The organism is Halogranum amylolyticum (assembly GCF_900110465.1).
In the GTDB taxonomy this organism is placed as follows: domain Archaea; phylum Halobacteriota; class Halobacteria; order Halobacteriales; family Haloferacaceae; genus Halogranum; species Halogranum amylolyticum.
This window is the reverse complement of the sequence record NZ_FODV01000001.1, coordinates 438722-461898: the sequence shown is the minus strand read 5'-3', so window position 1 is coordinate 461898 and position 23177 is coordinate 438722. Positions and strand designations below refer to the sequence as shown.

General features: G+C 65.2%; 36 protein-coding genes and 2 tRNA genes. 5 read left to right on the top strand and 33 right to left on the bottom strand.

The genetic code is table 11. From position 1 onward, the window contains the following. Nucleotides 1–34: 34 nt before the first annotated feature. The 31 genes from BSG17_RS02315 to BSG17_RS02165 form a co-directional block, all read right to left on the bottom strand. The gene (locus BSG17_RS02315; RefSeq protein WP_089820842.1) at nucleotides 35–1318 is read right to left on the bottom strand and encodes an ornithine cyclodeaminase, nickel-pincer nucleotide-dependent; all 1284 of its coding nucleotides are present in this window, start codon (nucleotides 1316–1318) and stop codon (nucleotides 35–37) included. 102 nt (nucleotides 1319–1420) lie between these two features. Continuing rightward, entirely contained in the window at nucleotides 1421–1861 is a 441-nt protein-coding gene (locus tag BSG17_RS02310) for a hypothetical protein (protein WP_089820841.1), read from the bottom strand. A gap of 104 nt (nucleotides 1862–1965) precedes the next feature. Beyond that, a complete protein-coding gene (locus BSG17_RS02305) occupies nucleotides 1966–2925 on the bottom strand; it encodes an alpha/beta hydrolase (RefSeq protein WP_089820840.1) in 960 nt (319 codons plus the stop codon). After that, nucleotides 2922–3299 carry a DUF8159 domain-containing protein gene (locus BSG17_RS02300; protein WP_089820839.1) on the bottom strand — a complete coding sequence of 126 codons (378 nt, stop codon included), beginning with the start codon at nucleotides 3297–3299 and terminating at the stop codon, nucleotides 2922–2924. Before BSG17_RS02300 ends, BSG17_RS02305 begins: the two co-directional genes overlap by 4 nt. A gap of 137 nt (nucleotides 3300–3436) precedes the next feature. Beyond that, the gene (locus tag BSG17_RS27720) at nucleotides 3437–3784 is read right to left on the bottom strand and encodes a hypothetical protein (RefSeq protein ID WP_089820838.1); all 348 of its coding nucleotides are present in this window, start codon (nucleotides 3782–3784) and stop codon (nucleotides 3437–3439) included. 105 nt (nucleotides 3785–3889) lie between these two features. Continuing rightward, nucleotides 3890–4087: a SymE family type I addiction module toxin gene (locus tag BSG17_RS02290; protein ID WP_089820837.1), complete on the bottom strand. Its 198-nt coding sequence runs from the start codon at nucleotides 4085–4087 to the stop codon at nucleotides 3890–3892. Between the two features lie 223 nt (nucleotides 4088–4310). Continuing rightward, the gene (gene secY / locus BSG17_RS02285; protein ID WP_089820836.1) at nucleotides 4311–5786 is read right to left on the bottom strand and encodes a preprotein translocase subunit SecY; all 1476 of its coding nucleotides are present in this window, start codon (nucleotides 5784–5786) and stop codon (nucleotides 4311–4313) included. A 191-nt stretch (nucleotides 5787–5977) separates the two neighbouring features. After that, on the bottom strand, nucleotides 5978–6466 hold the full coding sequence (locus tag BSG17_RS02280; RefSeq protein ID WP_089820835.1) for an uL15m family ribosomal protein: 489 nt from the start codon (nucleotides 6464–6466) through the stop codon (nucleotides 5978–5980). Continuing rightward, nucleotides 6466–6930, bottom strand: coding sequence for a 50S ribosomal protein L30 (locus BSG17_RS02275; protein ID WP_089820834.1), 465 nt, complete (start codon nucleotides 6928–6930; stop codon nucleotides 6466–6468). The genes BSG17_RS02280 and BSG17_RS02275 overlap by 1 nt, the downstream gene beginning before the upstream one ends. Continuing rightward, the gene (locus tag BSG17_RS02270; RefSeq protein WP_089820833.1) at nucleotides 6927–7580 is read right to left on the bottom strand and encodes a 30S ribosomal protein S5; all 654 of its coding nucleotides are present in this window, start codon (nucleotides 7578–7580) and stop codon (nucleotides 6927–6929) included. The genes BSG17_RS02275 and BSG17_RS02270 overlap by 4 nt, the downstream gene beginning before the upstream one ends. Beyond that, nucleotides 7577–8131: a 50S ribosomal protein L18 gene (locus tag BSG17_RS02265; RefSeq protein WP_089820832.1), complete on the bottom strand. Its 555-nt coding sequence runs from the start codon at nucleotides 8129–8131 to the stop codon at nucleotides 7577–7579. Before BSG17_RS02265 ends, BSG17_RS02270 begins: the two co-directional genes overlap by 4 nt. Then, nucleotides 8132–8593 carry a 50S ribosomal protein L19e gene (locus tag BSG17_RS02260; protein ID WP_089820831.1) on the bottom strand — a complete coding sequence of 154 codons (462 nt, stop codon included), beginning with the start codon at nucleotides 8591–8593 and terminating at the stop codon, nucleotides 8132–8134. After that, on the bottom strand, nucleotides 8590–9303 hold the full coding sequence (locus tag BSG17_RS02255; protein ID WP_089820830.1) for a 50S ribosomal protein L32e: 714 nt from the start codon (nucleotides 9301–9303) through the stop codon (nucleotides 8590–8592). Before BSG17_RS02255 ends, BSG17_RS02260 begins: the two co-directional genes overlap by 4 nt. Next, on the bottom strand, nucleotides 9304–9840 hold the full coding sequence (locus BSG17_RS02250) for a 50S ribosomal protein L6 (protein ID WP_089820829.1): 537 nt from the start codon (nucleotides 9838–9840) through the stop codon (nucleotides 9304–9306). A 1-nt stretch (nucleotide 9841) separates the two neighbouring features. Next, entirely contained in the window at nucleotides 9842–10234 is a 393-nt protein-coding gene (locus BSG17_RS02245) for a 30S ribosomal protein S8 (protein WP_089820828.1), read from the bottom strand. A gap of 2 nt (nucleotides 10235–10236) precedes the next feature. Continuing rightward, complete coding sequence (locus tag BSG17_RS02240; RefSeq protein WP_089820827.1) at nucleotides 10237–10413, bottom strand: 30S ribosomal protein S14; 177 nt, start codon at nucleotides 10411–10413, stop codon at nucleotides 10237–10239. After that, nucleotides 10410–10934 (bottom strand): 50S ribosomal protein L5, encoded by a 525-nt coding sequence (locus BSG17_RS02235; protein WP_089820826.1) that lies wholly within the window; start codon nucleotides 10932–10934, stop codon nucleotides 10410–10412. Before BSG17_RS02235 ends, BSG17_RS02240 begins: the two co-directional genes overlap by 4 nt. Next, nucleotides 10931–11662, bottom strand: a complete 732-nt coding sequence (locus tag BSG17_RS02230; RefSeq protein WP_089820825.1) for a 30S ribosomal protein S4e — start codon at nucleotides 11660–11662, stop codon at nucleotides 10931–10933. The genes BSG17_RS02235 and BSG17_RS02230 overlap by 4 nt, the downstream gene beginning before the upstream one ends. Further along, nucleotides 11659–12015: a 50S ribosomal protein L24 gene (rplX, locus tag BSG17_RS02225; RefSeq protein WP_089820824.1), complete on the bottom strand. Its 357-nt coding sequence runs from the start codon at nucleotides 12013–12015 to the stop codon at nucleotides 11659–11661. Before rplX ends, BSG17_RS02230 begins: the two co-directional genes overlap by 4 nt. A gap of 1 nt (nucleotide 12016) precedes the next feature. Further along, the gene (locus BSG17_RS02220; RefSeq protein ID WP_089820823.1) at nucleotides 12017–12415 is read right to left on the bottom strand and encodes a 50S ribosomal protein L14; all 399 of its coding nucleotides are present in this window, start codon (nucleotides 12413–12415) and stop codon (nucleotides 12017–12019) included. After that, entirely contained in the window at nucleotides 12415–12816 is a 402-nt protein-coding gene (locus tag BSG17_RS02215) for a 30S ribosomal protein S17 (RefSeq protein ID WP_089820822.1), read from the bottom strand. Before BSG17_RS02215 ends, BSG17_RS02220 begins: the two co-directional genes overlap by 1 nt. Next, a complete protein-coding gene (locus BSG17_RS02210) occupies nucleotides 12807–13337 on the bottom strand; it encodes a ribonuclease P protein component 1 (protein ID WP_089820821.1) in 531 nt (176 codons plus the stop codon). The genes BSG17_RS02215 and BSG17_RS02210 overlap by 10 nt, the downstream gene beginning before the upstream one ends. 3 nt (nucleotides 13338–13340) lie before the next feature. Further along, entirely contained in the window at nucleotides 13341–13547 is a 207-nt protein-coding gene (gene rpmC / locus BSG17_RS02205; RefSeq protein WP_089820820.1) for a 50S ribosomal protein L29, read from the bottom strand. Further along, entirely contained in the window at nucleotides 13547–14491 is a 945-nt protein-coding gene (locus BSG17_RS02200) for a 30S ribosomal protein S3 (RefSeq protein WP_089820819.1), read from the bottom strand. Before BSG17_RS02200 ends, rpmC begins: the two co-directional genes overlap by 1 nt. Next, the gene (locus BSG17_RS02195) at nucleotides 14492–14950 is read right to left on the bottom strand and encodes a 50S ribosomal protein L22 (protein ID WP_089820818.1); all 459 of its coding nucleotides are present in this window, start codon (nucleotides 14948–14950) and stop codon (nucleotides 14492–14494) included. It abuts the gene before it with no gap. A gap of 3 nt (nucleotides 14951–14953) precedes the next feature. Continuing rightward, nucleotides 14954–15376 carry a 30S ribosomal protein S19 gene (locus BSG17_RS02190; RefSeq protein ID WP_089820817.1) on the bottom strand — a complete coding sequence of 141 codons (423 nt, stop codon included), beginning with the start codon at nucleotides 15374–15376 and terminating at the stop codon, nucleotides 14954–14956. Further along, the gene (locus BSG17_RS02185; RefSeq protein ID WP_089820816.1) at nucleotides 15376–16107 is read right to left on the bottom strand and encodes a 50S ribosomal protein L2; all 732 of its coding nucleotides are present in this window, start codon (nucleotides 16105–16107) and stop codon (nucleotides 15376–15378) included. Before BSG17_RS02185 ends, BSG17_RS02190 begins: the two co-directional genes overlap by 1 nt. Nucleotides 16108–16110: 3 nt before the next feature. Next, on the bottom strand, nucleotides 16111–16362 hold the full coding sequence (locus tag BSG17_RS02180) for a 50S ribosomal protein L23 (protein WP_089820815.1): 252 nt from the start codon (nucleotides 16360–16362) through the stop codon (nucleotides 16111–16113). Beyond that, entirely contained in the window at nucleotides 16359–17105 is a 747-nt protein-coding gene (rpl4p, locus tag BSG17_RS02175; protein WP_089820814.1) for a 50S ribosomal protein L4, read from the bottom strand. Before rpl4p ends, BSG17_RS02180 begins: the two co-directional genes overlap by 4 nt. Before the next feature lie 3 nt (nucleotides 17106–17108). Then, on the bottom strand, nucleotides 17109–18125 hold the full coding sequence (locus tag BSG17_RS02170) for a 50S ribosomal protein L3 (RefSeq protein ID WP_089820813.1): 1017 nt from the start codon (nucleotides 18123–18125) through the stop codon (nucleotides 17109–17111). Between the two features lie 4 nt (nucleotides 18126–18129). After that, nucleotides 18130–18984 (bottom strand): putative RNA uridine N3 methyltransferase, encoded by an 855-nt coding sequence (locus BSG17_RS02165; protein ID WP_089820812.1) that lies wholly within the window; start codon nucleotides 18982–18984, stop codon nucleotides 18130–18132. 236 nt (nucleotides 18985–19220) lie between these two features. On the opposite strand from BSG17_RS02165, the gene BSG17_RS02160 reads away from it, so the two are divergent. Both BSG17_RS02160 and BSG17_RS02155 read left to right on the top strand, forming a co-directional pair. Further along, nucleotides 19221–19291 (top strand) — tRNA-Gly (locus BSG17_RS02160). Nucleotides 19292–19309: 18 nt separating this feature from the next. Further along, a tRNA-Gly gene (locus BSG17_RS02155) sits at nucleotides 19310–19380 on the top strand. Between the two features lie 309 nt (nucleotides 19381–19689). Here the strand turns inward: BSG17_RS02155 and BSG17_RS02150 are convergent. Beyond that, nucleotides 19690–19983 (bottom strand): hypothetical protein, encoded by a 294-nt coding sequence (locus BSG17_RS02150; protein ID WP_089820811.1) that lies wholly within the window; start codon nucleotides 19981–19983, stop codon nucleotides 19690–19692. A gap of 55 nt (nucleotides 19984–20038) precedes the next feature. Beyond that, nucleotides 20039–21112: a YhjD/YihY/BrkB family envelope integrity protein gene (locus tag BSG17_RS02145; RefSeq protein WP_089820810.1), complete on the bottom strand. Its 1074-nt coding sequence runs from the start codon at nucleotides 21110–21112 to the stop codon at nucleotides 20039–20041. A 128-nt stretch (nucleotides 21113–21240) separates the two neighbouring features. On the opposite strand from BSG17_RS02145, the gene BSG17_RS02140 reads away from it, so the two are divergent. From BSG17_RS02140 to BSG17_RS02130, 3 genes are all read left to right on the top strand, one after another. Continuing rightward, a complete protein-coding gene (locus BSG17_RS02140; protein WP_089820809.1) occupies nucleotides 21241–21555 on the top strand; it encodes an MTH1187 family thiamine-binding protein in 315 nt (104 codons plus the stop codon). A 181-nt stretch (nucleotides 21556–21736) separates the two neighbouring features. Then, nucleotides 21737–22669, top strand: a complete 933-nt coding sequence (mch, locus tag BSG17_RS02135; RefSeq protein ID WP_089820808.1) for a methenyltetrahydromethanopterin cyclohydrolase — start codon at nucleotides 21737–21739, stop codon at nucleotides 22667–22669. Further along, nucleotides 22666–23160, top strand: a complete 495-nt coding sequence (locus tag BSG17_RS02130; protein ID WP_089820807.1) for a double winged helix-containing putative transcriptional regulator — start codon at nucleotides 22666–22668, stop codon at nucleotides 23158–23160. The genes mch and BSG17_RS02130 overlap by 4 nt, the downstream gene beginning before the upstream one ends. Nucleotides 23161–23177: the final 17 nt, after the last annotated feature.

Genomic DNA, 23177 nt, shown 5'->3' with positions numbered 1-23177 from the left:
TAGTAGAAGGAAGGTGGTCGAGGGCGTCGGAGTGTCACTCCTCGGCGAGCACTTCGTCCGCGAGCGACGGGACGAACGTCCCGATGTCGGTGACCATCCCGATCGCCTGCGAACTGCCGCGGTCGAGCAGTTGGGTGACGGTCGCGGGGTTGATGTCGACGCAGACGACCTTCGTCGTCGACGAGAGACAGTTGCCGACGGCGACCGAGTGAAGCAGCGTCGACAGCATCAACACCATGTCGGCCTCGTGTGCCTGTTCGCGGATGGCGTTCTGCGCCTCGACGGCGTCGGTGATGGTGTCGGGGAGCGGTCCGTCGTCACGGATCGACCCCGCGAGCACGTAGGGGACGTCGTTCTGGACGCACTCGTACATGATGCCGGAGTCGACGAGCCCCTCGTCGACTGCCTCGGCGATGCCGCCGGCACGGATCACCTCGCTGATAGTGTAGATGTGGTGCTTGTGTCCCTTCCGTGGGTGTTCCATCGTCTCCATATCCATCCCCAGCGACGTCCCGTAGAGGCCGCGCTCGATGTCGTGGGTCGCAAAGCCGTTGCCCGCCGAGATCATGTCCACGAACCCCTCGCGGACGAGCCGCGCCAGGTCGTCGGCCGCGCCGGCGTGGATGAGCGCCGGACCGGCGACGACGAGCACTTTCCCACCGGTCTCCTTGGTCTCGACGAGCGCCTCCGCGACCTGCCGGATGAGCGACTCGGAGGGTCGCTCCGAGGAGACGCCACCCTGCATGAAGCCGAAAGGACCGGAGCTGTCGCGCGGGCGTTCCGGTGGGTCGACGCGGATACCCGCCTCGTCGGTGACGACGAGGTCGCCCGCCTCGATAGCGTTGAGTACCTTCGTGTACGCGCGTGGACCTCCGTCGGCTGCCTCGACAACGTCGCCGGAGCCCTCCGAGTTCTGCTCGCTCGCCGACCCCGGTTCGACGACGATGGCGCAGTCCATCTCGATGTTCTCCACTTCGATCCACTCACCCTCGTAGCGGACCTGCGTCGGGTGGTTCGTCGTCGAGTAGAACCCCTTGGGGACGACCTGGTCTGCCGGAGCCGCGACCAGTTTGGCGTCGACCGGGTCGGTGAGGTTCGCTCCGATCTGGTGGAGTTCGTGGACGATCTCCTGCAGCGTCACCGCGTCGTCCGCGTAGATCTCCATTCGGCAGTACGACTCGTCCTCTTTGTGGACGCCGACGTCGAACGCCTCGACGTTGAAGTTGCCGTCGAGATCCATCACGATACCCATCGCCTGCTGCAACATCCCGGAGTCGATGATGTGACCCTCGAGTTCGACGGTGCGGGAGTGTGTCATTGCTGGAACGAGGATACAACAGGGTATGAGAGTTGTGGACCGTCCCAGTCGTGCGGTTCAGATGTCGACCCCGACGGCGCTCTCCGAGTCGAAAACAGCCGCTCAGAGGAGGAAGCCCTTCAGGACGTTGACGACGGTCCATTTGACCTGTTCGACGAACTGACCGGACTCGCCGGCGACGACGACGTCGCCGTTCGCGACGGCCGAACGGAACGCCGCCGCCGGGTCCGAGTCGGTCCCCTGCTGGACGTCCGTGATCCGGTGGTTCCGGTCCATGGTGAGAGTGTAGCTCGCCCGTTCGTCCCCGTCGATCACGTAGACGTTCGTCGCGCCGCCGAGACTGATCGGACCGAGGTCGACGTCGCCGGCGTGGGCGTTGTAATCGTCGACCATCGACGAGAGCTCTGTGAACAGGGTGTCCTCCCACTCGGGGTCGGAGTCGTCGGCGGACGCGTCCTGTGCGGCGACGCCGCCGATGCTGCCGACCAGAAGCAACGCAGAAAGGACGAGCGCTGCCAGCTGTGACCGCTGAATCGTGGGCATGAGGAAGTAGACGGGCCACAAGATATATAAATATTCACGAGTTTCTGGGTCGAAGATATCGACGGCCGCTCACTCCGTCCGTGAGACGTCGGAGTCGACGCGACTTACTTCACGACCGTATTGAGGAACGCCAGTTGGTGACCCAGCGCCTCCTCGAACGTGTCACCGTCGAAGAAGCCAAAGTGGTCGGTGGGCAGTCGGAGGTAAGTCGCGTCCTGGACGGTCTCGGCCGCCGACTCGATGGCCGACAGCGAGACGATCTCGTCGTCGGTGCCGCCGACGAAGAGCGTCGGGCATCGGACGTCTTCGGCGGACGTGATCGGACGATACCGCGGAATCGCGAGGAGCGTCCGGGCGGGACAGCGGTTCTCCCAGTCGCTCCCCGTCGGCACCAGTCCGAAGACACCCGCCTTCGCGCCGGGTTCGTTGACGACGGCGAACTCCTGGGGGTCGCCGACGATGGGGACGGTGTAGGCGCCGAGGGCGAGCGACTGCAGTTTGTCACGGAGACCAAGCGCCGTCGCCTTCAAGTTGTACTTGATCCCTTTGCTCTTCAGGGCCGCTCGCCCGTCGACGAAGGGGGCGACGGCGACGACGGCAGCGATGCGGGGATCCTCGGCGGCGACGCTCAACGCGTGTCCACCGGCGAACGAGTGTCCCCAGAGCACCACGCGCGACCCGTCGACGCCGTCGAAGTCGCGTGCGGCGGCGACCGCCTCGCGCCAGTCGGCCACCTGTCGACTCGGACTGACGAGGTTCCGCGGTTCGCCCTCGCTGTCGCCGAAGTTGCGGTAGTCGAAGAGGAGGACGGCGTATCCGCCCTCGGCGAGTCGTTCGGCGATCGCCGGATAGCCGAACGTCCGTTCGGCGCCGAGTCCGGGAGCCATCACCACGACCGGCGGGTCGTCCGGCCGGTCCGGCCGGTAGAGCCAGCCGACACACTCGTCGCCGTCGCTGTCGAAGCGGACGCGGACCTTCGAGAACGCCTCGCGAGAGGGGCGTCCGCCCCGACGGTCGTCGGGCGTGGTCGTCCGCTGTCGACTACGGGTGCGCTGCCGGGTCACGCCGACTCCTCCTCCGTGCTGGACGCTGCGGCCGCAGGCTCCGAGAGCGTCCCGAGCACCCGCTCGGAGAAGTCCTCCTCGCTCAGTCGGTACTCGAGCAGCCCCTCGAACCACTTGGGCTCGGCGCGCCAGGTCCCCTGGACGTCGTCCTCGGAACGAATGACCGTCGCTTCGACCGGTTTCGGGTCCCATCGGTCGGCCTTCGCCAGGTCGATGAACACGTTCAGCGCGCGGCCCATCTCCATGTGGTGGACGGTGGGGCCGGGGAAGGCAGTCATGTAGACGAGCTCGACAGTCTCGCCCCGGTCGACTCGCTCGACGCTGATTCCGTTGCTCCGGAGCTCTGCCTCGAGCCCGGTCAACTCGTCTGTCATACTGTCGGATACAAGCGCCGGGGGCTAAACCCTACCGCAGAACGAAGTCGTCAGGGTCGTCGGGGTCGTCGGAGTCGTCGCAGTGGTCACTCCGCAGTCGGGGGGTCAGACACGGAAAACGGAGGAGGTGAGCGGAACTACTGGACCGAGTCGAGCGCGACGGTGTGCGGATAGTCCATCGTGATCCACCGAACTGTCAGGTCCTCTTCGGAGGTCCCCTCGAAGATCGTCACCTCTGTGGGTTCCTCCTCGTCGTCGTAGAGATAGGTCAGCTCGAACTCGGGGAGTTCGTCGAGCACGACACCGTCGGTCGAGTTTGTACGTTCGATAGCGCTCATCGTAGACCACGTGTTCAGTGCGGGCGGTGAACGGACGGACGACGCGAGCGACACACGGAACGGTTCGACCGTCACGTCGACGTCGGAACCTGTCGTGACACGGGCAGGCCACCGTCCGCGCGCCGTCTCGTCGTCTCTGTCAATCACGTCAATCGACCTATCTGTCTATCGGAGGCGACCCTACAAAAAGGTATGGTATGCCATATCACAGACACGGCCGAACCGACCGCCTCGTCGTCCGCGAGACCGACCTCAGAACTCGTGTTCGAGGACCGGTTTCGAGGCTTTCTGGACGACGATCTTCCCGTCGCGGACGCGGACGAACACCTCTTCGCCGACGTCCAACCCCGCGACGGTGAGTTCGTCGGAGTGGAGGTTGAGCGTGACGTTGCGGTATTCACCGTCGCCGTCCTTCGATCCAGTCGGAGAGAGCGTCTTACGTCTGACCATCAGATTGTACCGCACTACGGTCCCGAGTGGAGCTCTGTTACGGTTCTGCAGTTCTGGCCGCAACAGCCCGTCTCGTTTCCGTGTCGGTTACTCGTTGGCAGACCGGCTACCGTCTATACTGTTCCGCTTGTCCCGCCAGGGCCATGAAGTAGGGGTCGGACGACGCAGACCTAACGAGTAGTCGCTAATCGCGAGGCGAGAAAACGAACTCCGTCGGGCGCGGTTAGCTGCCGCCGCCGCCGAACATCTGGCGCATCATCGGATGCATCTCCATCAACTGCTCCTCGGCGATCTCCTCGTACAGCTTGTACGTGATGGAGACCGTCAGCAGCAGCCCCGTTCCGGAGACCGCACCGATGGTGCCGAGCATGTTCGCCGCCACGGCCAGGATTCCGACGAGTGCACCGCCGATGACCGTCACCTGCGGGATGTATCGCTCCATCACCTTCTCGATGACCTGTGGGTTGCGGCGGAAGCCAGGGATCTGCATCCCGGAGTTCTGGATCTGCCGGGCGGTGGCCTCCGGCCCCATGCCGGTCGTCTCGACCCAGAAGATCGCGAAGATGGCGCCGCCGATGACCATGAACGTCAGGTCGATACCGACGCGGATGAGCACCTGCCACGCCTCGGCGGTCGTCTGGGCGGTCCACCACATCCAGTCACCGGGCGACTGGATGGGCGCGAAGTAGTAGAACAGCCCGCCGGTGGGCTGTCCCTGCGCGTTGTAGCTTCCGAGCCACGCGGGCATGTTCTCCAGTTGGCTCGCGAGGATGCGCCCGAGGAACTGGATGTTCGCCTGTAGCGCGCGGACGAGGATCATCGGCAGGACGGACGCGTAGATGAGCTTCACCGGGAAGCGACCGCGCGCGCCCTTCACCCGAGCGTGACTGAGCGGGATCTCCACCCGCACCGACTCGGCGTAGACGACGACGGCGAAGATGAGCACCGTGGTGATCAGCGCGAGCAGTTGCCCCGGCCCCATGAACAGTGCCTGGATCCCCTCGGCGGTGAGCAGCGACGGCATGTCGACGTCACCGGTGAGGATGCCGAACCAGGTCGGGAAGAAACCCGAGACGTTGCCCAGTCCCTGCCAGGCGAACAGCCCGGCGACGAGCTGCTGGCTCACACCGGCAATGATGAACAGCCCGATACCGGATCCGACGCCCCACTTGCTCACGATCTCGTCCATGAACAGGATGAGGATGGCGCCCACCGCGATCTGCGCGAAGATGAGCGACTCGACGCCGAGCATTCCACCGGGGAACGTCTGAGCGAGCTGTTGACTCGCCGGGAGGAAGTCGCTGGCGAACACCATCGGGATCCCCGTCAGACAGATCATCACGAGCACCAGCACCTTCTGGAGTCCCTGGTAGAGGATCTGATCGCGGGGGTCGTTGGTGTCGAGTCCCAAGAGGTCGGCCCCGCCGAGCAGCTGGAGGACGATGCTCGCCGTGACGATCGGTCCGATCCCTAACTGGAGGATCGACCCTTGCGACCCGGCGAGGATCGATCGGAAGTTGCCGTAGAAGTCACCGCTGACGTTACCGAGTCCGAACAGGGTGACGTTCGTCAGGAAGAAATACAGTACCAAGATACCCGCTGTCCAGCCGAGTTTCCGTCGGAAGGGTACGTGACCTTCCGGACGGACAACTGACGGCATACGCGTCAGCACTGGTTCAGCGGCTTCTTTCCATCCCATATACGGACATACTCTACACCGTGGTTTGTAGGTGCTTCGCTTTAGCCCCTTTTCGAGTGTACAGAACTGATGTGTCTCTCAGGGAGAAATAAAACCCGAGAGCGCCCACCGGCGGCTGGCGAACGCTGGCACTGTCCAGTTGTCAAAAAATCGCGAAGTGTGCGAAACGGTAGCGTTCGGCGTGCGACGAGTTACTCGTCGTCTTCGGCCTCGTCGGCCTCGGCTTCCTGCTCTTCCTCGGCGCGCTCCGAGAGGCCGGCGCTGCCGCCGGCCTCCTCGATGAGCTCGACCGCGCCCGCGGTGAACGCGTCGGCGACGATGTGCAGCTCCTGGCGGACCTGCCCGCTGCCGAGCACCTTCACGGCGTCGGCGTCGTAACCGTCCTCGACGACGTCGCGCGCGTCGATGTGGTAGGCGTCGCCGTCCTCCTCGGCGAGACCGTCTGCGGCGAGCAGCGCGGCGTCCTCGTCGAGCTTCTGGACGGTGACCTCGAGGACGGTCGTCTGTGCGTCCTCGGGGCGGCTGAAGCCGTACTTGCCGAGCGGTTCGTAGTTGTGGAACTCGTGTTTGGCGCGACCGGCACGACCACGGCCACCGCGGTGACCGGCACCGCGCCGGTTCTTGTGGGAACCGCCGCCGTGCGTGCGGGAGCCACGCTGACGTCGTTTCTTGTTCGTCATTATCGCATCGCCTCCAAGAGGTCGTCGATCTGCCCGTCGCTGTGCTTGCCGAGCTGACCGCCTTCCTTGGTCGGATGCTTGATACCGTCGTGGCCGCCGCGCGGCGGGTGGAGACGGAGCACCGGGGAGAGGCCCTGCTCTTTCAGCGTGGTCTCTTCCTCGACGAGCGCCTCGGCGAGTGCGCCGAAGTCGTCGTAGTCGGTGTTCTCCGAGAGCCACTCGGCGTCGACGTCTTCCTTGCCCTGGAACGGTTCCGCGCGCTTCTGCAGGAGCGTCTCGACGACGTCGACGCTGGGTTCGCCGTAGGCGACCCAGTCGTTGACCTTCGTCACCATCCCACGGTACGTGTCCGTCCACGGGACGAGCGTACAGTGGTTGACGCGGTGGAGGTTGAGCATGCCGAGCGTGTCGCGCACGTCGGAGCTCTGGTCGATCTCACCGCGGAGCTGGACGACCGCCTTCATCGGTCGCTCACCTCACGCTGCTTCTCGCGGGCGCGACGTGGCGTCCGCGACTGCGAGGCGTTCTGCAGTGCGTTGTATGTCGCCTTCGCGAGGTTGACCGTCGTCCGGGTGTTGCCGTCGGACTTCGTCCAGGCGTCCTGCACGCCGGCGAGTTCGAGGATCTTCCGGACGGTCTCTGCGGCCGCGAGCCCCAGCCCCATCGGGGCGGGGATGATCTCGACGGTGACCGACCCGGCTTTCCCCTTCGCCTTCCGCGTCAGCGAGTGGGTGCCGCCGGGACGGTCCTCCCACGAACCCGAGCCGCGGTCGACCTTGATGATGTTCAGCTTCGCTACCTCGATGGCCTTCTGGATGGCGCCACCGACCTGGTCGTCGCGGGCCTCGGCGTAGCCGAGGTAGCCGTCGCGGTTCCCGACTGCACAGACACAGCGGAACTTGACGCGGCGACCGGAGTCGGTCATGCGCTGGACCATGTTGATGTCGAGCACCTCGTCGTCCAGTCCACCGAGGAGCTGGTCGACGATCTCCGGCTCCTTCAGCGGGAGACCGGATTCGAGTGCCTGGTCCATCGAGCTGATGTCACCGTTCTGTACCTTGCGGCCGAGTCGTGTCCGCGGCTCCCAGCCGTCGTTGTTGTTTCGTCTGCTCATGCGTCCTCCTGAAGTCGCTCGAGCACGTCGTCGAAGTGCTCGGGCAGTCCAGTGGCGTCGAACTCTCCGCTGTAGAGCGGCTCGTCGAGCTGCTCGGCGTACTCGGCGATATGTTCGCCGCGGTTACGCGACCAGTCTGCGAGCACGCTCTCGTTGTGCGGGATGTCGAGCCCTGCGTCGATTGCTCCTTCCTGTACTGCGAACACCTTGTTGCCGGGCGTCGCCGTGTTCAGACCGATGTCGAGGACTGCCTCCTCGAGTCCAGCGTCCAGCGCGCGCTTTCCGGCGAGATAGCCCGTCAGGTACGCACTCGGGAGATTGCCCGTCGGGGCCTCCCAACCGTACTCTGCGAGGTCTTCGCTGGAAGCGGCGGCGTGGATCTCGTCACCCTGCGGTCCGGGAGTAGCCAGCTGCGCCCTGACGTGCTTGTTGCTCACGCGAGCGACAAGGCGGGGCTTGCCCGATTTCAACAGGCGCAACCTCTGGTGGTAATCCGTCCGGACCTCACGGCGGCGCCGCATCGGCACCTTGTATCGTGGTCCAGTTGCCATTTAGTTGTCCTCCAGTTCGATGTCGTAGTTGTTCTGGATGAACGCCTCGAGACGGTCGACGCTGTCGAACTCGCCACCGCTCGCCTTGTTGTAGAGCGTGCGGTACTGCGTTCGGTTCAGCGGACCGTCGTCGCGGAGTTCCTTCAGCCGGCGTCGCTGTGCGCGAATCCGGCTGACCCATTCGTCCTTCGAGTCACGCCGACCGCCCTTCTTCCCTTTGCGGGAGCCCGGGCCCTTGCGGTGACCGTACGCACGCTTGTCTGCGCGCTCTCGAGCGCGGCCGCGAGAGTTGCCTTTCGCGTCCTTGGCACGGATGGTGCCTTGCTCGATGAGTTCGCGGATGTCCTCGCGCGTGATGGCGTCGGCGATCTCGCCCTGTGCTTCGGGGTCGAACCAGACGCGGCTCTTGCCGACGTCGAGTTCGTCCGCGGCGAGTCGTTTCTGTGCTCTCAGGTTGCTCATTCCTCGACCTCCACTTCGACGTAGGTCGGGTTGAGAACGCGGATCTCGCGGTCCTCGGCGACCTCCTCGATGCGCTCGCGCTTGCGAGCACCGACCTTGCTGGCGATGCGGACAGCCTGGGTGTCACCGTCGACGCCTTCGAGGTCGTCCACGTTGTTGACGTAGACCTCCTCGAAACCGCTCGGGTGAAGCCCACGGGCACGCTTCGGCGTGCGGTAGCCGGCCTCGACCATCGGGCCCTTGCCCTTGATCCCACGGCGCTGCTTCGAGAGGTTGCCGCGGGGCTTGCGCCACGAGGTGGGGGTGCGCTTCTTCTTGTGGTAGTCCTGCCGGTTGAACTGCGGCATGCCCTCGCGGTGCTTCTGTGCGAGCGCGCGGGCCGTGTCCGCGTCCAGTTCGGGCGTCTTGTCGGCGTGGCCGCGCGGGCGCAGCTCCGTCTCGACGTCCTCTTCCGGCTCTTCTTCTTCGGCTTCGGTCTCGTCTTCGACCTCTGCCTCGGTCTCTTCTTCCTCTTTGACCTCGAGGCCACCGACGTCGGCCTTCACACGAGCGGCGAGGGCGTTACCGATACCTTCGACCTCGGCCAACTCCGACTGGCTCGCGGCCTTCACGTCCTCGACGGATTCGTAGCCGGCCTCACGCAGTGCCTCGGCCTTCGAGGGGCCGACACCGCTGATGTCTTCGAGTTCCTGAATGTCGTCTTCAGCCATCTAGGCACCTCCTGCGGTGGGCTTCTCTACGATGTAGACGCCGTCCTGGAAGACACGAGTGTCCTTGTCCGAGACGCGCGTCAGCTGTTCGATGTCGGCGGCTGTCTGCCCAACGTCCTCCTTGTTGGGACCGGAGAGCGAGATCTCCTCGCCGTCGACCTGTACTTCTGTGTCGCCGCGAACCTGTGCGCGTCGCGGCGCCTTCTCGCCGAGGAAGTTCGAGATGACGACTTCGTCGCCCTCGACTTTGACCTGCATCGGGAAGTGAGCGTAGAAGACTTCCATCTTGTACTCCCACCCGTCGGTGACGCCGTGAATCATGTTCGCGATATGACTCTCGAACGTACCGATGGTGGAGTTCGTCTTCGCGTTCTCCTCGTCGGAGGCGACGACGACGTGGTCGTCTTCGACGCTCACGGAGACCGACGGATACCAGAGGCGTCGCGTGACGCTCCCGTTCGGTCCCTCCACGGTCAGGTCGAGGTGGTCGACCTCGGCCGAGACGTCTTCTGGGATTTCGATTTCGACTCGACTCATGTTAGTAGACGTATGCGATGACTTGGCCACCGATGCCCTGTTCGCGGGCGTCGTAGTGGCTCATGACGCCGTGGCTCGTCGTGACGATGAGCGTCCCGTAGTCACGGGCGGGGAGGAACCGCTTCTCCCACTTCTCGAACTCGTCTGCACCCGCAGAGTAGCGGGGCTTGACGGCGCCACATTCGTTGATAGCGCCTTTCAGTTCGACCTCGAAGCGACCGGACTTGCCGTCGTCGACGAACTCGAAGCCGTCGACGTACCCGCGGTCGTAGAAGACCTCGAGGACGGAGCCGATCATGTTCGAGGCGGGCTCAACCGTGTGCGACAGATGCCCAACACTCTCGGCGTTGTTCACACCGGAGAGGGCGTTGCTGAGTGGGTCGTTGCCTGCCATTGTTATCGATACTTCTTGAAGCCCATGCTGCGGGCGACCTCGCGGAAGCACTGCCGACACAGATTGATGTCGTACTTGCCGACGAGGCCCTGCTTACGGCCACATCGACGACATTCGTTCTGCTGGCCCGTGCGACGCGTCGCGTGCTCGCCCGTGGCTTCACTTTCGCTTTCGCTCATTCTGAGACCTCCACGTCGAACGTCTGTTCGAGGAACGCTGCGGCGTCCTCGGGTGTCAGGCGGTGGCTCGACGGAACCGAGCGCGCCACCTTGTCACGCTTCGTGATGCGGTAGCCGGGGCGGACCATGTTCACTGTGATGTCCAGCCCGTAGATACCGATCTGCGGGTCGTACTCCTGGCTCGGGAAGTCGGTGTGCTCCTCGAGACCGAAACTGAAGTTGCCGTTGTCGTCGAACTGCGACGTCTGCAGATCGGTGAGCGGCAGCGCCGTCTCGAGGAACTCGTGGGCCGTCTCGCCGCGAAGGGTGACCTTCGCGCCGACGGGCGTCCCCTGTCGGACACCGAAGTCCTGTCCCGCGCGACCGGACTGCGTCCGGACGCTCTGTTGGCCGGTGATCGCTTCGAGGATCTCCTCGGCCTGCGCGAGCGTGCGACCACCCTCGCCGACGCCCATGTGGACGACGACCTTCTCGACGCGCGGCTGGCGCATCTCGTGGAACTCGCTTTCGCTCTCGCTCATTCGTCATCACCCGTCGTGGTGACGGCCTCGTCGTCGTCGCCGGTGAAGTTCTCGTCGATGACGACGACGTAGTCTTCGACCGTCTCGAACTCGCCGTCGTCGGTCTCGACGCGGACGGTGTTCGGACCGCTGCCGGGCGTGACGGTGATCTCGGCGAGCGTGCCGATCTCGCCGGCGTGGCTGCCGGCGACGGCGGTGACGAGCGCACCTTCCTCGTAGGCGAAGTGTGCGACGATCTCCTTGGACTCGTTGTCGACGACGATCGAGTCGTTGCTGCCGTACTCGCTGCCGTCCTCGACGCGGACGTTCGTCCCGTCGTGGAGCTGCAGCTGGAAGGCGCCGCCGGAGACCTGCCGCTTGCCGGCGATCTTGCCGAGTCGGCTCGAGGCCGAGTCGGCGTCGACGGGGGTGAGCGCGAGGCGGCCACCCTCGTCGGGGAAGACGCGGTAGTACTCCTCACGCTTCGTGAACGCCAGGATGTCGAACATCCCGATTGGGCGGCGGTGGTCGACGGACGTCTCCCCGTTGACCAGCACCGTCCCCTCGTTCAGCGCGTAGCGCGCTTCTTTCACGGAGTCGACGTAGCCGAGCACGTCGCGCAGGATGATGACGAGCGGGACGCCCGCCTCACCGTGCGGTCCGGCACCGGCTTTGATCGTGAACGTCGATTCCTTTCGCTCGATCGGCCAAGAGTTCGGAACCGAGAGTCGCTTCTGGTGGTTACTCATTCGTTACCCTCCTCGAGACGCGCCTCCCGGCGGTCGTCTTCTAGGTCGAGTTCGACGACTCGAACGTTCGAGGCGTCGAGCGGCCGCGGCGTCTCCTCGCCGTCGGCCTTCGCGACGGTGACGTCCTCGACGTGGATGACCTCGTTCGCGAGGTCGACCTTGAGGACTTCAGCTTCCGTCCCGGCGTAGTCGCCGCGGAGCACCTCGACGGTGTCGCCGGCGTTGACCCGGACGTTGCGCCGGCCGTACTCCTCGCGGAGGTCGCCGGACAGCGTCGCGCGAACCTGCTTCTGCCGCTCGTGGAGCGGGGCGTCTCGCTTCTGGGTTCGCTGTTTGTGTGGTTGTCGGCTCATGCTATACGATCATCGTTGCCGTGCTGGCGATGCTCCCGAAGCGTTCGGCGACTTCACGCGCGACGGGACCCTTGATCTCGGTCCCGCGAGGCTCCTCCATCTCGTCGATGATGACGGCAGCGTTGTCCTCGAACTTCAGGCGCGTTCCGTCGGGTCGCCGGATGGGTTTGCGCTGTCGGATCACGACGGCCTCCAGCACCTGACGCCGCATCTCCGGCGTCCCCTTGGTGACCGAGACGGTCACCTTGTCGGCGATTCCCGCTTTGGGGTGTCGATTCTTCGTTCCGGAGTAGCCCGAGACGCTGATAACCTTCAGCTGGCGGGCTCCGGTGTTGTCTGCACACGTGATGAGGGAGCCTTTCTCCAGGCCCTGCGTGACGTCGGCCTTCAGTGCCTCCATCAGGCATCACCCTCCGCGACGTCGCTCGACGTGTCCTCTTTGGACTCGTCGGCGTGGGCGGTGTCACTCGGGACGCCGTCCGTGGCAGCTAGTTTCTCGACGACCACGTGCGACTTCGTCTTCGACAGTGGTCGGGTCTCTGCGATACGAACCGTGTCGCCTTCCTGAAGCTCCATGCACGGGGGTGCGTGGGCCGGAACGCGACTACGCCGCTTCATGTAGCGGTCGTACTTGGGAACGCGAACGTCGTATTCGCGTTCGATAACGACGGTTTTGTCCATGTCTGTGGAGGCGACAGTCCCCTCGAGCGTCTGACCGCGCACGGAAAGCGATCCGTGGAACGGACAGTTCGAGTCGGAGCATGCCTCCTCCGGTTCTGGTACGTTCAATCCTAACGCCATTTCGAATCACCTGCGTTCTCGGTGCGGTGGGCGGGTCGTGAGAGCAGTCGTGCGCCATCCACCGTAACGTAGACCACGTCCTCGCAGTCACCGGGCGGAGACGAACGTCGTCCGTCTCCGTCCGGCGAGCCCGTCCGGGTCGAACCAGACTGACCGGGGAACCCCCCGGCAGTTTCCGACTCCCGTTTGAACGTGGACCCTGGGGCCTTGCGGCGGCGTCGAGCGATCGACGGCTCGTCGAGCGATCGACGAGTCCCAGCGGCTTCATCTGTGCACTGATCCGGCGACGGATACACTCCGTCGCCGAACTCCGGCTCACCCGCGGTGAGCGCGAATTCGAGGGTCACCCCTCGCTTCGGCACCTGACGCACCCGAGTCCCGTCGTCGATATGCAGCGTCTGCATGGTCTCGACGACGACACGGCCGGCGATCCCGACGAGGTCGGGGTTCGCGGCGTCGACGACCCGCACCGAGAGGCCGTTGAGTTCGTGTCGTGTGAGAGTCTCGGGTGTCAGTGCCATGGATTACTCGTGGTCGGCTTCTTCGTGCTGGATCGTCTTGATCCGAGCGATCGTCTTCTTGAGCTCCTTGACGCGACCGGGGTTCTCCGGCGCACCACCCGCGGCCTGGACGGCCTTGGTGTTGAGCAGTTCGGTCTCGAGCTCTTCGAGCTCGGCCTCACGCTCTGCGGCCGTCATGTCGCGGATCTCGTCGTTGTAGAGGATCGCCATCAGTTATCCTCCTCCTCGCCTTCGTCTTCGTCGGCTTCCATCTCGGCGACGAGGTCGGCTGCTTCCTGTTCGACCTCCTCGTCGAGTTCGTCGAGCTCTTCTTCGACGTCGAGGTCCTGGTCGTCTTCCTCGTCGACGTCGCCCGTGGCGACCGGCTCCTCGCCGGTCTCCTCGACGACCTCTTCGACGACCTCCTCGTCGATGGCCTCCTCGGGTTCCTCGACGGCGTCCTCGCCGGGCACCTCGTCGGCGTCGTCGCCGACGTCCGGAACCTTCTCGTCTTCGGGTTCGTCGAGGAGCCCCTCGACGCCCTCGGTCTCGGCGACCTGTTCGACGGCCTCGATCTCTGCGTCCTCCGCGACGGCGAAGTCGTCGGGCAGTCTCGCGCCCGGCGGGATGATCTTCACCGTGACGCCGATGGTACCGAGCTTCATCACGGCGACGCCCTGGCCTTCGTCGACGACCTCCTGGGCGGGTTCACCGTTGTGTTTGATGTAGCCACGGTTGAACTTCTCGATACGCGAACGGGCACCGGTGACCTTCCCCGCGAGGACGATCTCGGCGCCGAGTGCGCCCGCGTCCATGATGCGGTCGATGGTCGTGTGACCCGCTTTGCGGAAGTACCAGCCACGCTCGAGCGCGTTGGCCAGTCGGTCCGCGACGATGCGCGCGTTGAGGTCCGGCTCGTCGACCTCTTGTACGTCGATCTGCGGGTCGTCGAGGTCGAACCGCTCCTGCAGTTCGCGCGTGATCTTGCGGATGTTCTTCCCGCCCTTGCCGATGACCATACCGGGCTTCTCGGCCTTCAGGACGATCTGTGTCCCCATCGGGGTCTTGGCGACGTCCATGCCGCCGTAGCCCGCTCGCCCGAGTTCGTCCGCGAAGAACTCGTCGATCTGGGACTTCTGGAGTCCGTCTTCGATGAATTGGTGTTCGTCTGCCATTTATTCGGCCTCCTCGATGATGAGTTCGACGTCACAGATCGGCGTGTTCCACGGGTCTGCACGCCCCATCGCGCGGGGCTTGCGACCCATCCGCTCGCCGGTCTTGTGTGCTGCGACGTGCATGATCTCCATAGCCTCGCCGTCGAAGCCCTGCTCGGTGGCGTTGTTCTTGACGTTCTCGAGCAGTTTGAGGAAGTCCTTGCTGGCCTTGTTCGGGTAGCGACCCGCGTCCCATCCGTCGATGTCGGAACGGTGGCCGACGCCGGAGTTGTGCTGCTTGAACGGGACGGAGCGCTCCTCGTTGATGACCGCGTCGAGGTACTCCTCGGCCTCGGCGACGGTCATTCCCTTGATCTCGCGGGCGATGGCCTTGCTGTGCTTGATACTGATGGGCCGATCTCGGAGCATACCTTTGGCCGTGGTCTCCGGGTCGGCCTCGACACTGTAGTTGATACCCATGGCTTACTTGAGTGGCACGAACTTCGAGGACCGGGTCGCGCCGATGCCGGCCTGGCCGTGGGTGACCGAACTCCGCGTGAGCTGGAACTCGCCAAGGTAGTGACCGATCATCTCGGGCTGGACCTTGACGCGTTCGAACTCCTGACCGGTGTAGACGGCGAAGGTCAGTCCGACGAAGGAGGGGAGGATCGGCATGTCACGCAGGTGCGTGCGCACCGGATCGTTCGCCGTCTCCTCCTCGCTCTTGTCGCGGACCTTCTCGAGCAGCTTCTCGTGCTCGACGCCGAGTCCTCGTTTGATAGTTCGCCGCTGACGTGCGGGGAGCAGTTCTGCGACCTCGTCAAGCTCCATCTCCTGCAGCTCGTCGAGCGTGTGACCGCGGTAGGTGAACTCACCTTCACGGCCGGTTCGGTATTCCGAGCTCATTATTTGTTCCCTGCCTTACCGCCGCGACCGGTGCGCTTCGATGCGATGTCACCGACCTTGCGGCCTGGGGGTGCGTTTCGCGAGACGGACTTCGGCTTGCCGGGGTGCTGGCGGCCGCCGCCACCGAACGGGTGGTCGACGGCGTTCATCGCCACACCACGGACGCGAGGCCACTTCGTCCCGCGGGCCTTCATCTTGTGATGCTTGTTACCTGCCTTGACGAACGGCTTCTCCGTGCGGCCACCGCCGGCGACCACACCGATGGTCGCGCGGCAGTCGGGGTTGAGCCGCTTGACCTCGCCGCTCGGCAGCTTGACGACCGCGACGCTGCGGTCGTGGCTGAGCAGCTGAGCGGAGACGCCCGACGACCGGGCGAACTTGCCGCCGTCACCGGGCTGACGCTCCACGTTGCAGACCGGGACCCCTTCCGGGATCTCCGAGAGTGGGAGCGTGTTTCCGGGTTTGATCTCTGCTGTGACACCGACCTGGATGGTCTCGCCGACGGTGACACCCTCGGGGACGAGGATGAGCCGCTGGTCGCCGTCGTCGAACTCGACGGCGGCGATCGGCGCGCTCCGGGCGGGGTCGTGCTCGATGTCGACGACCGTACCGGAGACGGTGTCCGATTCTTCGGACTTCTTGTGCGACAGTTCGGCCTTGTAGCGGTGCGACGGAGCCCGGAAGGTGGGTCCACCGCGACCACGACGCTGGCCCTGAATGCGACGTCCCATAGATTAGAACACCCCGATTCGCGAGGCGACTTCCTGTGCGTCGTCGTCCTCGCCCAGCGTGACGATTGCTTTCTTCTTCCCCTTCGGGGTGACCTGCGTGTTGACCTTCTGGATAGTCACCTCGTAGCGGGATTCGATCTCCTCGACGATCTCGCCCTTGGTCGCGTCGATGTGGACGATGAACTGGAGCTTGTTGTCGAAGTCCATCTGGTTCATCGCCTTCTCGGTCACGAGGGGGTGCTCGATGACGCTCATCGGTCGGCCACCTCCTCGAGGGCGCTCTCGGTGAAGATCGTCAGGCGACCGGCGTGCGTGCCGGGCGCGAGGTCCTCCGCGCTGACGTTCGCTGCCGTGGCGACGTCGGCACCGGCGAGGTTGCGCGCCGCGCGCGACGGCTCCTCGCTGGTGACGAAGAGGATCGACTTGGGTCGCTTGTACTTGCGACCACGCGTCTTCCCGCGGCCAGCCTTGACCTTCTTGTTCTGGTCGGAGCGCTCGACGTCGGCGTAGACGCCGAGCGTCTCGAGCAGCTCGACGACTTCCTGCGTCTTCAGCAGGTCCTCGAAGTCGTCGGAGACGACGAGCGGCAGTTCGAGGTCGTCGTCGAACTGGTGACCGCGCTCGCTTACCAGCTCGGGGTTCGCCGTGGCGGCGATAGCCGAGCGGACCGCGAGTTTGCGCTCTTTGTCGTTGATCTTCTTGCCCAGTTCCTTCTCGACCTTCGGCGGGTGTGCTTTGCGCCCGCTGACTGCGTGCGGGACGCGTCGAGCGACGCCGTTCTCGCGTGGGTCGTGCGACATCCCGCGGCCGCTTCCCAGCGACTCGGCGGGGGTGCGCAGCCCGGCGAACTCGTCTGCGCCGTAGGCCTGTTTCCGGTTTGCCTGCGCGGCGAGGACGGCGCGCTTGATGAGGTCCGGACGGTAGTGCGTCTCGAAGACCTCCGGCAGTTCAAGCGTACCGGCGTCGTCGCCGTTCAGGTCACGAATTGTTGCCTGCATAGTTTATCCCTGGTTCGATGCGGTTGAAACGTAGCGCACCTCGGGGTCGAGGCGCGGTTGGTCGTTCGGTCGGACGGCCGGTCGGAAGCGGATGAGCCGCTTGTTCGGTCCCGGCAGCGACCCCTTGATGAGCGCGTAGTTGCCGTCGACTTCGCCGTAGTTGACGAAGCCGCCGTCGACGCTCGCGTCGGAGCCTTCGCCGACGTCGATGAGACGCTTGTTGAGCTCCGTCCGCTGGTGGTAGCCCATCTGCCCCTGCTGGGGGACGGTCGAGCGGACGCGGGAGGGGTTCCACGGGCCGAGGTTACCGATTCGGCGCCGCCAGCCCTGACGGGCGTGCTTCCCCTTCCGCTTCTGAACGCCCCAGCGCTTGACGGGACCCTGCGTCCCCTTCCCCTTCGTGACACCGCTCACGTCGAGGTACTCGCCGGGACGGAACACGTCCTCCATCGAGTGTTCGCCGCCCGCCTCGAGGAGTTCGAGCGCGAAGTCCGAACGTTCCTCGAGGGAGCCGCCACCGACGCGTGTCTCCATCACGTCGGGCTTCTTCTTCGGGACGTTCTTGAGCGCACTCGGGACGGTGTGGGTGATCATCCGCACGTCGTCGACCGTTCCGTCGTCGAGGAGTGCGCGCAGTTCGTCTGCGTCCTCGTCGAAGGTACTCTCCGCCGGCAGGTCGAGGGTCCGGTCGAGTTCCTCGTGGAACTCGGTGGTCCATACCTCGGTTACCGGCTTCTTTCCGTACGCCGTGTCTTTGTAGGCTCGCAGAGCGACCGCCCGCATCGGGGGCGTCTCGACGACCGTGACGGGAACCGACTCCTCCATCCCCTCGCGTGCGGAGTTGGATTCGTCGTTCACCATCACGACGTGGGTCATACCGGCCTTGTAACCGGCGAAGCCCTGCAACGCAGGCGAGCCCTCGTCGTCCGGCCAAGACCGGATGCGAGGGACTTCACTCGCCGCGCGCTTGCGCGGGCCGAAGCCCATCGAGCCTTTTCGTGGTCTGCTTGGTTGTGGCATTGTTTCACTCCGTGAGTGTCAGGCAGGCGAGTGAGGCGAACATCGCTTCCTCCGTCCGCACCACCTCGCTGCCCTGTCGCGGAATCGTATTCAGCCAGAGGTCGAACCCGCTGTCGGGTCCGACGCTCGCCCCGCCGGTACTGGCGGGGAGTTCCTCGACGTCGACGTCGACGTCGAGGATGTCTGGAAGCCCTCGTCCGGGGGATCCGAAGACGACGGTCGTTCCGTCGTCGAGACGGCCGACGAGCGACGACAGCCGCGAGACGGAGAGTTCCTCTCCGTGCCGCGACGTCGCGATGCGGACGCCGGCGTCATCCCGGGCGAGCGCTTCCTCGAGGTCCATGCGTTCGACGACGTAGCCCGGTGGGGCGGCGTCGACGATCCGCGCACGGACCGGCTCTCGCGAAGAGATCCTGACGGTGACGCGCTCTCCCTCGCCCACCGACATTCCGTCGGGGGTGATGAGGGAGATCGGGTGTTGCATTCCGCAATTGACCCGGACGCGGCCTTCAGGTCCGACCTCGGTCACGATTCCCTGTGTTAACGACCCCGAATCGTTCGATCCGGAGCCGGTCTGTGGGGAGACGCGCAGGGGCGGGAGCACACCGACGTACTCGAGTTCGTCGCGGACGTCCCAGACCTCCTGACGGAGGTAGGGGGGCGTCACGGCGTATTCGAGCACGGTGGTGACGAACTCACCACCCCAGCGTTCTTCGCCTTCCCGGTCGGGGAAGACGACGAGTCTGTCCGCCCGGAACACCGTCGCCGCACGGGCGACGTAGCCGAGCTTGCGAGTTGCCTCGCGTTTGTCCTCGGCCTCCCGGACGAGCGAGGACGGCACGCAGACGGTCTGTGTCATGGCCGTCCTTTGGCGTCTCGCCACTAGACTGTAGCGATTGTACCGGAGCCTCCCCTAAAAGGGTAGCGAATGTAATTCGGAGTTGCGAGGCCGTCACATACGCTTTCGTGGGGGTTTCGTGTGGGAGTGTCTCGTGCGAAAAACACTCACGGCAACTGGCCGTTCTAGGGGATTCCGGAACCCTTAATAAGTAATCTCGAGTTAGATGTAACTGTAGCACGACGCGGTACGGACGTGCACTGATAGTGTAGTGGTATCACGTGACCTTGCCATGGTCACAACCTGGGTTCAAATCCCAGTCAGTGCACTCCAACACCGCCTGCCTGCACTGATAGTGTAGTGGTATCACGTGACCTTGCCATGGTCACAACCTGGGTTCAAATCCCAGTCAGTGCACTTCTCTCGTTTACTACGTTCCGAGCGCCGAGTCTCGGCGCGACGAACCGTAATGCGGTAAATGCGGAACGCTAGGTTGTGAATCAGGGAGGTCGCAGTCTCGCGAACGGCAGTGAACGAGGAGGCGTCCGACCGTGGTTCACATCTCGGTCAGTGCGGTGTTCTCGGCCCCGGATCGCCGGAACGGGGTCCCTCTCTCGTTTTCTTACTTGTTTCCCACGCGCGCAACGCACGCGGACGGGTGAGAACCGAGTCAAGTTGGCAAACGGATCGAGAGAACGCCGGACGACGACCCCCGTCGCCCACGGTTCACTCGTCGCCGTCGACGGCCGTCGCGTCGGGGTCGACACCGAACGAGATAGTGTCGGCCGTCTCGATGCGTTCGATCCCGTCGAGATCACAGAGCTCGTCGACCGCTGTCTCGGGGAGCGTCACGAGGTACGCGGAGAAGTCAAGGTCGCGGTCGACCGACCCGTCGAGTTCCTCGACCGTCGAGTCGAGCCCGTCGTCGCGGTCGTCGTCTCGGAGTTCGACCACGAGCGACACCGATTCGTCCGCCACGGGGTCCTCGCGAATGCGACGGACGGGGTGTGAGAGGTACATAGCGGAGAGAGACGGGCGGGCGAGAAAAAGCCGCGGTCTCGGCGTTGTGAACGACTCACTCGACCGGATCGCTGGCGGCGGCCCGGTCGACGTCGGCGGTGTCGCGCGTCGACCAGCGGAGTTCGAGCCTCACCGTCCCGTCGACCAGCCCCAGTCGCGACGACTCGGTGTCCGTCTCGTAGCGCTGCGGCGGTGGGAGCGTCACCGACTGGTCGCCGACGCTGACGACGACGTCTTCGTCGGTGTCGAACAGGCGTTTCAGTTCGGTGAGCGAGTCGGCGACCTCGTGTCGCGTCGGTCGCTCGCGGTCGTGTGCCGGTCTGACGCCGCCGACGACCGGCTCGATGCTGACGTCGGCGCTCCGGTTCGAGAGGACGGCGTTGACGACCGCGCCGAGGAGGACGACGAGGCCGCTGAAGTAGAGCCAGGTGAGGAGGACGAGGATACCGCCGACGACGCTCTTGTCGCCGCTCTGTGCGTAGAGGGTGAACAGCGTCTCGAAGGTGACGAGTCCGACCGCCGCGAACAGCGTGCCGGGGAACACTTCGACGACGCCGACGTTGGTGTCCGGAAAGATGTAGTACATCGGAAAGAACGTGACGGCGAGTCCAGCGACGAGGACGGCCCGCGACAGCGTCCACGCGAGGAGTCCGTCGTCGCCGAGGGGGACGACCGACCGGACGACGACGGCGGTGACGATGGCGACGGCGAACGTGACGAGGACGATGAGGCCGTCCGAGAGCTGGTCGCCGAACGTATTGGCCGTCTCCGTCTCGTAGATGTCCGAGAAGGCCGTATCGAGCCCGCGGAAGATGCGCAGCGTCCCCCAGACGAGCACGAGTCCGCCGACGATGGTCACTCCCGTCGACCCGCCTGCCGTCTGCAGTTCTGTGACGAGCAACTGCTGTGCGCCCGGCGTGAGCACGGCTTCGATGAGCGTGATGAACCCCTCCTCCAGCGAGCGGCTGCCCGTCGCGGAGATGGCCGCCAACAGCAGGAACAAGAGCGGCAACAGCGAGACGAACGCGTGGTAGGCGATGCTCCCGGCGAGGAACGTTATCTTCTCGGCGCGAATCTCCGTGACGATGGCTCTCCCCACCGTCAGGCCGCGTTCGATACGTGGGTTCATCGACCCGCGTCTAACACGGCTGACGAGAAAAGTGCGTGGGGGAGCGGCGTCGTCGCTGGGAACCGGCCGTGGTCCGTCGCTCGTGGACGGCCCCGACAGTTAGGCGGTCGGGGGTCGTACGGGAACGTATGACAGTCATCGCACTCCTGAGTGTCGCTCCCGTCGTCGAAGGCAGCATGTCCGAAGAGGTGGCCAAGGCGGTCGCCGCCCTCGACGAGTTCGACGTCGCCTACGAGACGAACCCGATGGGGACGGTCGTCGAAGCCGACGACGTCGACACCTTGCTGGCGGCCGTCGGAGCCGCACACAAGGCCGTCGACGGCGACCGCGTGAGCACGTTCCTGAAGATCGACGACAAGCGAACCAGCGACGGGACCGCCCGCGAGAAGGTTGACGCCGTCGAGTCGCATCTGGGCCGGACGGCGAAGCGCGAGCGCGAGTAGACGGAAGAGTCGATCCGAGCGTCGAACTCGACCCCTCGAGTACGGCCGGCTGTGGGTGGCATTCGACGGGCCGACCTCGGTCGCGTCGTCGAGCGGGCGGGGTACGAGATCAACTAGGCACGCCTCCCCGACGCTTCGCCGACTGACAAACCCTAAGGGCGAAACCGCCGAATCCGTCCGTATGGACAGTATCAACCGGATGGCCATCGAACTCGTCGACGAGGCGCTGGACTTCGCCGACGAACTCAACATCGCGGCCTACGAGCTCGACTCGGGGGCGACGGTGCTCGACTTCGGCGTCGAGACCGACGGCGGGATGGAGGCGGGACTGTTGCTCGCGGAGATCCAGACCGCCGGACTGGCGACCGTCCAGACGCGGATGGACGAACTCGACGGCGCACCGCTGCCGTACGTCGAACTGTCGAGCGACCACCCCGGCATCGCGCTGCTCGGGTCACAGAAGGCCGGCTGGGAGTTGGAGTTCGACGACTTCGACGGGCTCGGCAGCGGTCCGGCCCGCGCGCTCGTCGGTCAGGAGACCGACTTCGAGCGGCTCGGCTACTACGATGAGTTCGACCTGACGGTCCTCGCCGTCGAGAGCGTCGAACTGCCCGGCGACGAGGTCGCGGAGCACGTCGCCGACCTCGCCGGGATCAACCCCGAGGCGGTGTTCCTCCCGACGTTCCCGGCCGGGAGTCTGGTCGGGAGCGTCACCACGGCCGCCCGCGCGGCGGAACTCGCCGTCTTCCGCCTGATGGAGCTCGGCTACGACCCGCTGGACGTCATCTCCGCCTCCGGCACGGCACCCGTCGCCCCCGTCAGCTACGATGAGGGCGTCGCCATGGGCCGGACGAACGACGCGCTCGCCTACGGCGGGCAGGTCTACCTGCACGTCCGCGAGGACTTCGACCGCTTCGACGAGATCGTCTCGACCGCCGCCGACGACTACGGGACGTCGTTCTACGAGATCTTCGAGGACGCCGACTGGGACTTCTACGAGGTGCCGGAGACGGTGTTCGCCCCCGCACAGGTCACCGTCGACGTCGCGAACGGGCCGACCTACGTCCACGGCGAGACCGACGAGACGCTCGTCGCGGACTCGTTCGGTCTGTGAAGTTCAAACTGGTCCCGCCCGCCCCTGACGACCTCGATGTCGTCGCCGACGCCCAGCGCGCCGTCCCACTGGTGCCGGGGTCGGAGGACGACTGCTGTGCCCGCCTCATGCGTCGGCTCGACCTCCCGAGTCGGGACGTCGCCCGGACGTGGCTCACGTTCCTCCGGGCGCTCGAGCTCGCCGAGGAGACGTCGTCCGGGTTCAGACGCATCCGGGTCGACCCCACCGAGACGCAGCTCCGCGAGACGTTCCGGCGACGAGTGTTCGGTGCCGAGGAGGTGGTAACGACGCTCGAGACGGCCGAGAACCCGCTGACGGTGGACGACGTCTTCGAGACGTTCGCGGAACACGTGCCGGTCTGGGAACACTACAAGAACCCCAACGAGTGGGAGGTCGTCTGGCGCGACCGCGTCGGCGAGATTCTCGAGTGGCTCGTCCTCCTGGGGTCCGCAGAGCGGACGGACGCCGGCTACGTCCCAGCGGCCGAGTGACGCGCGGCGTCTCGGCG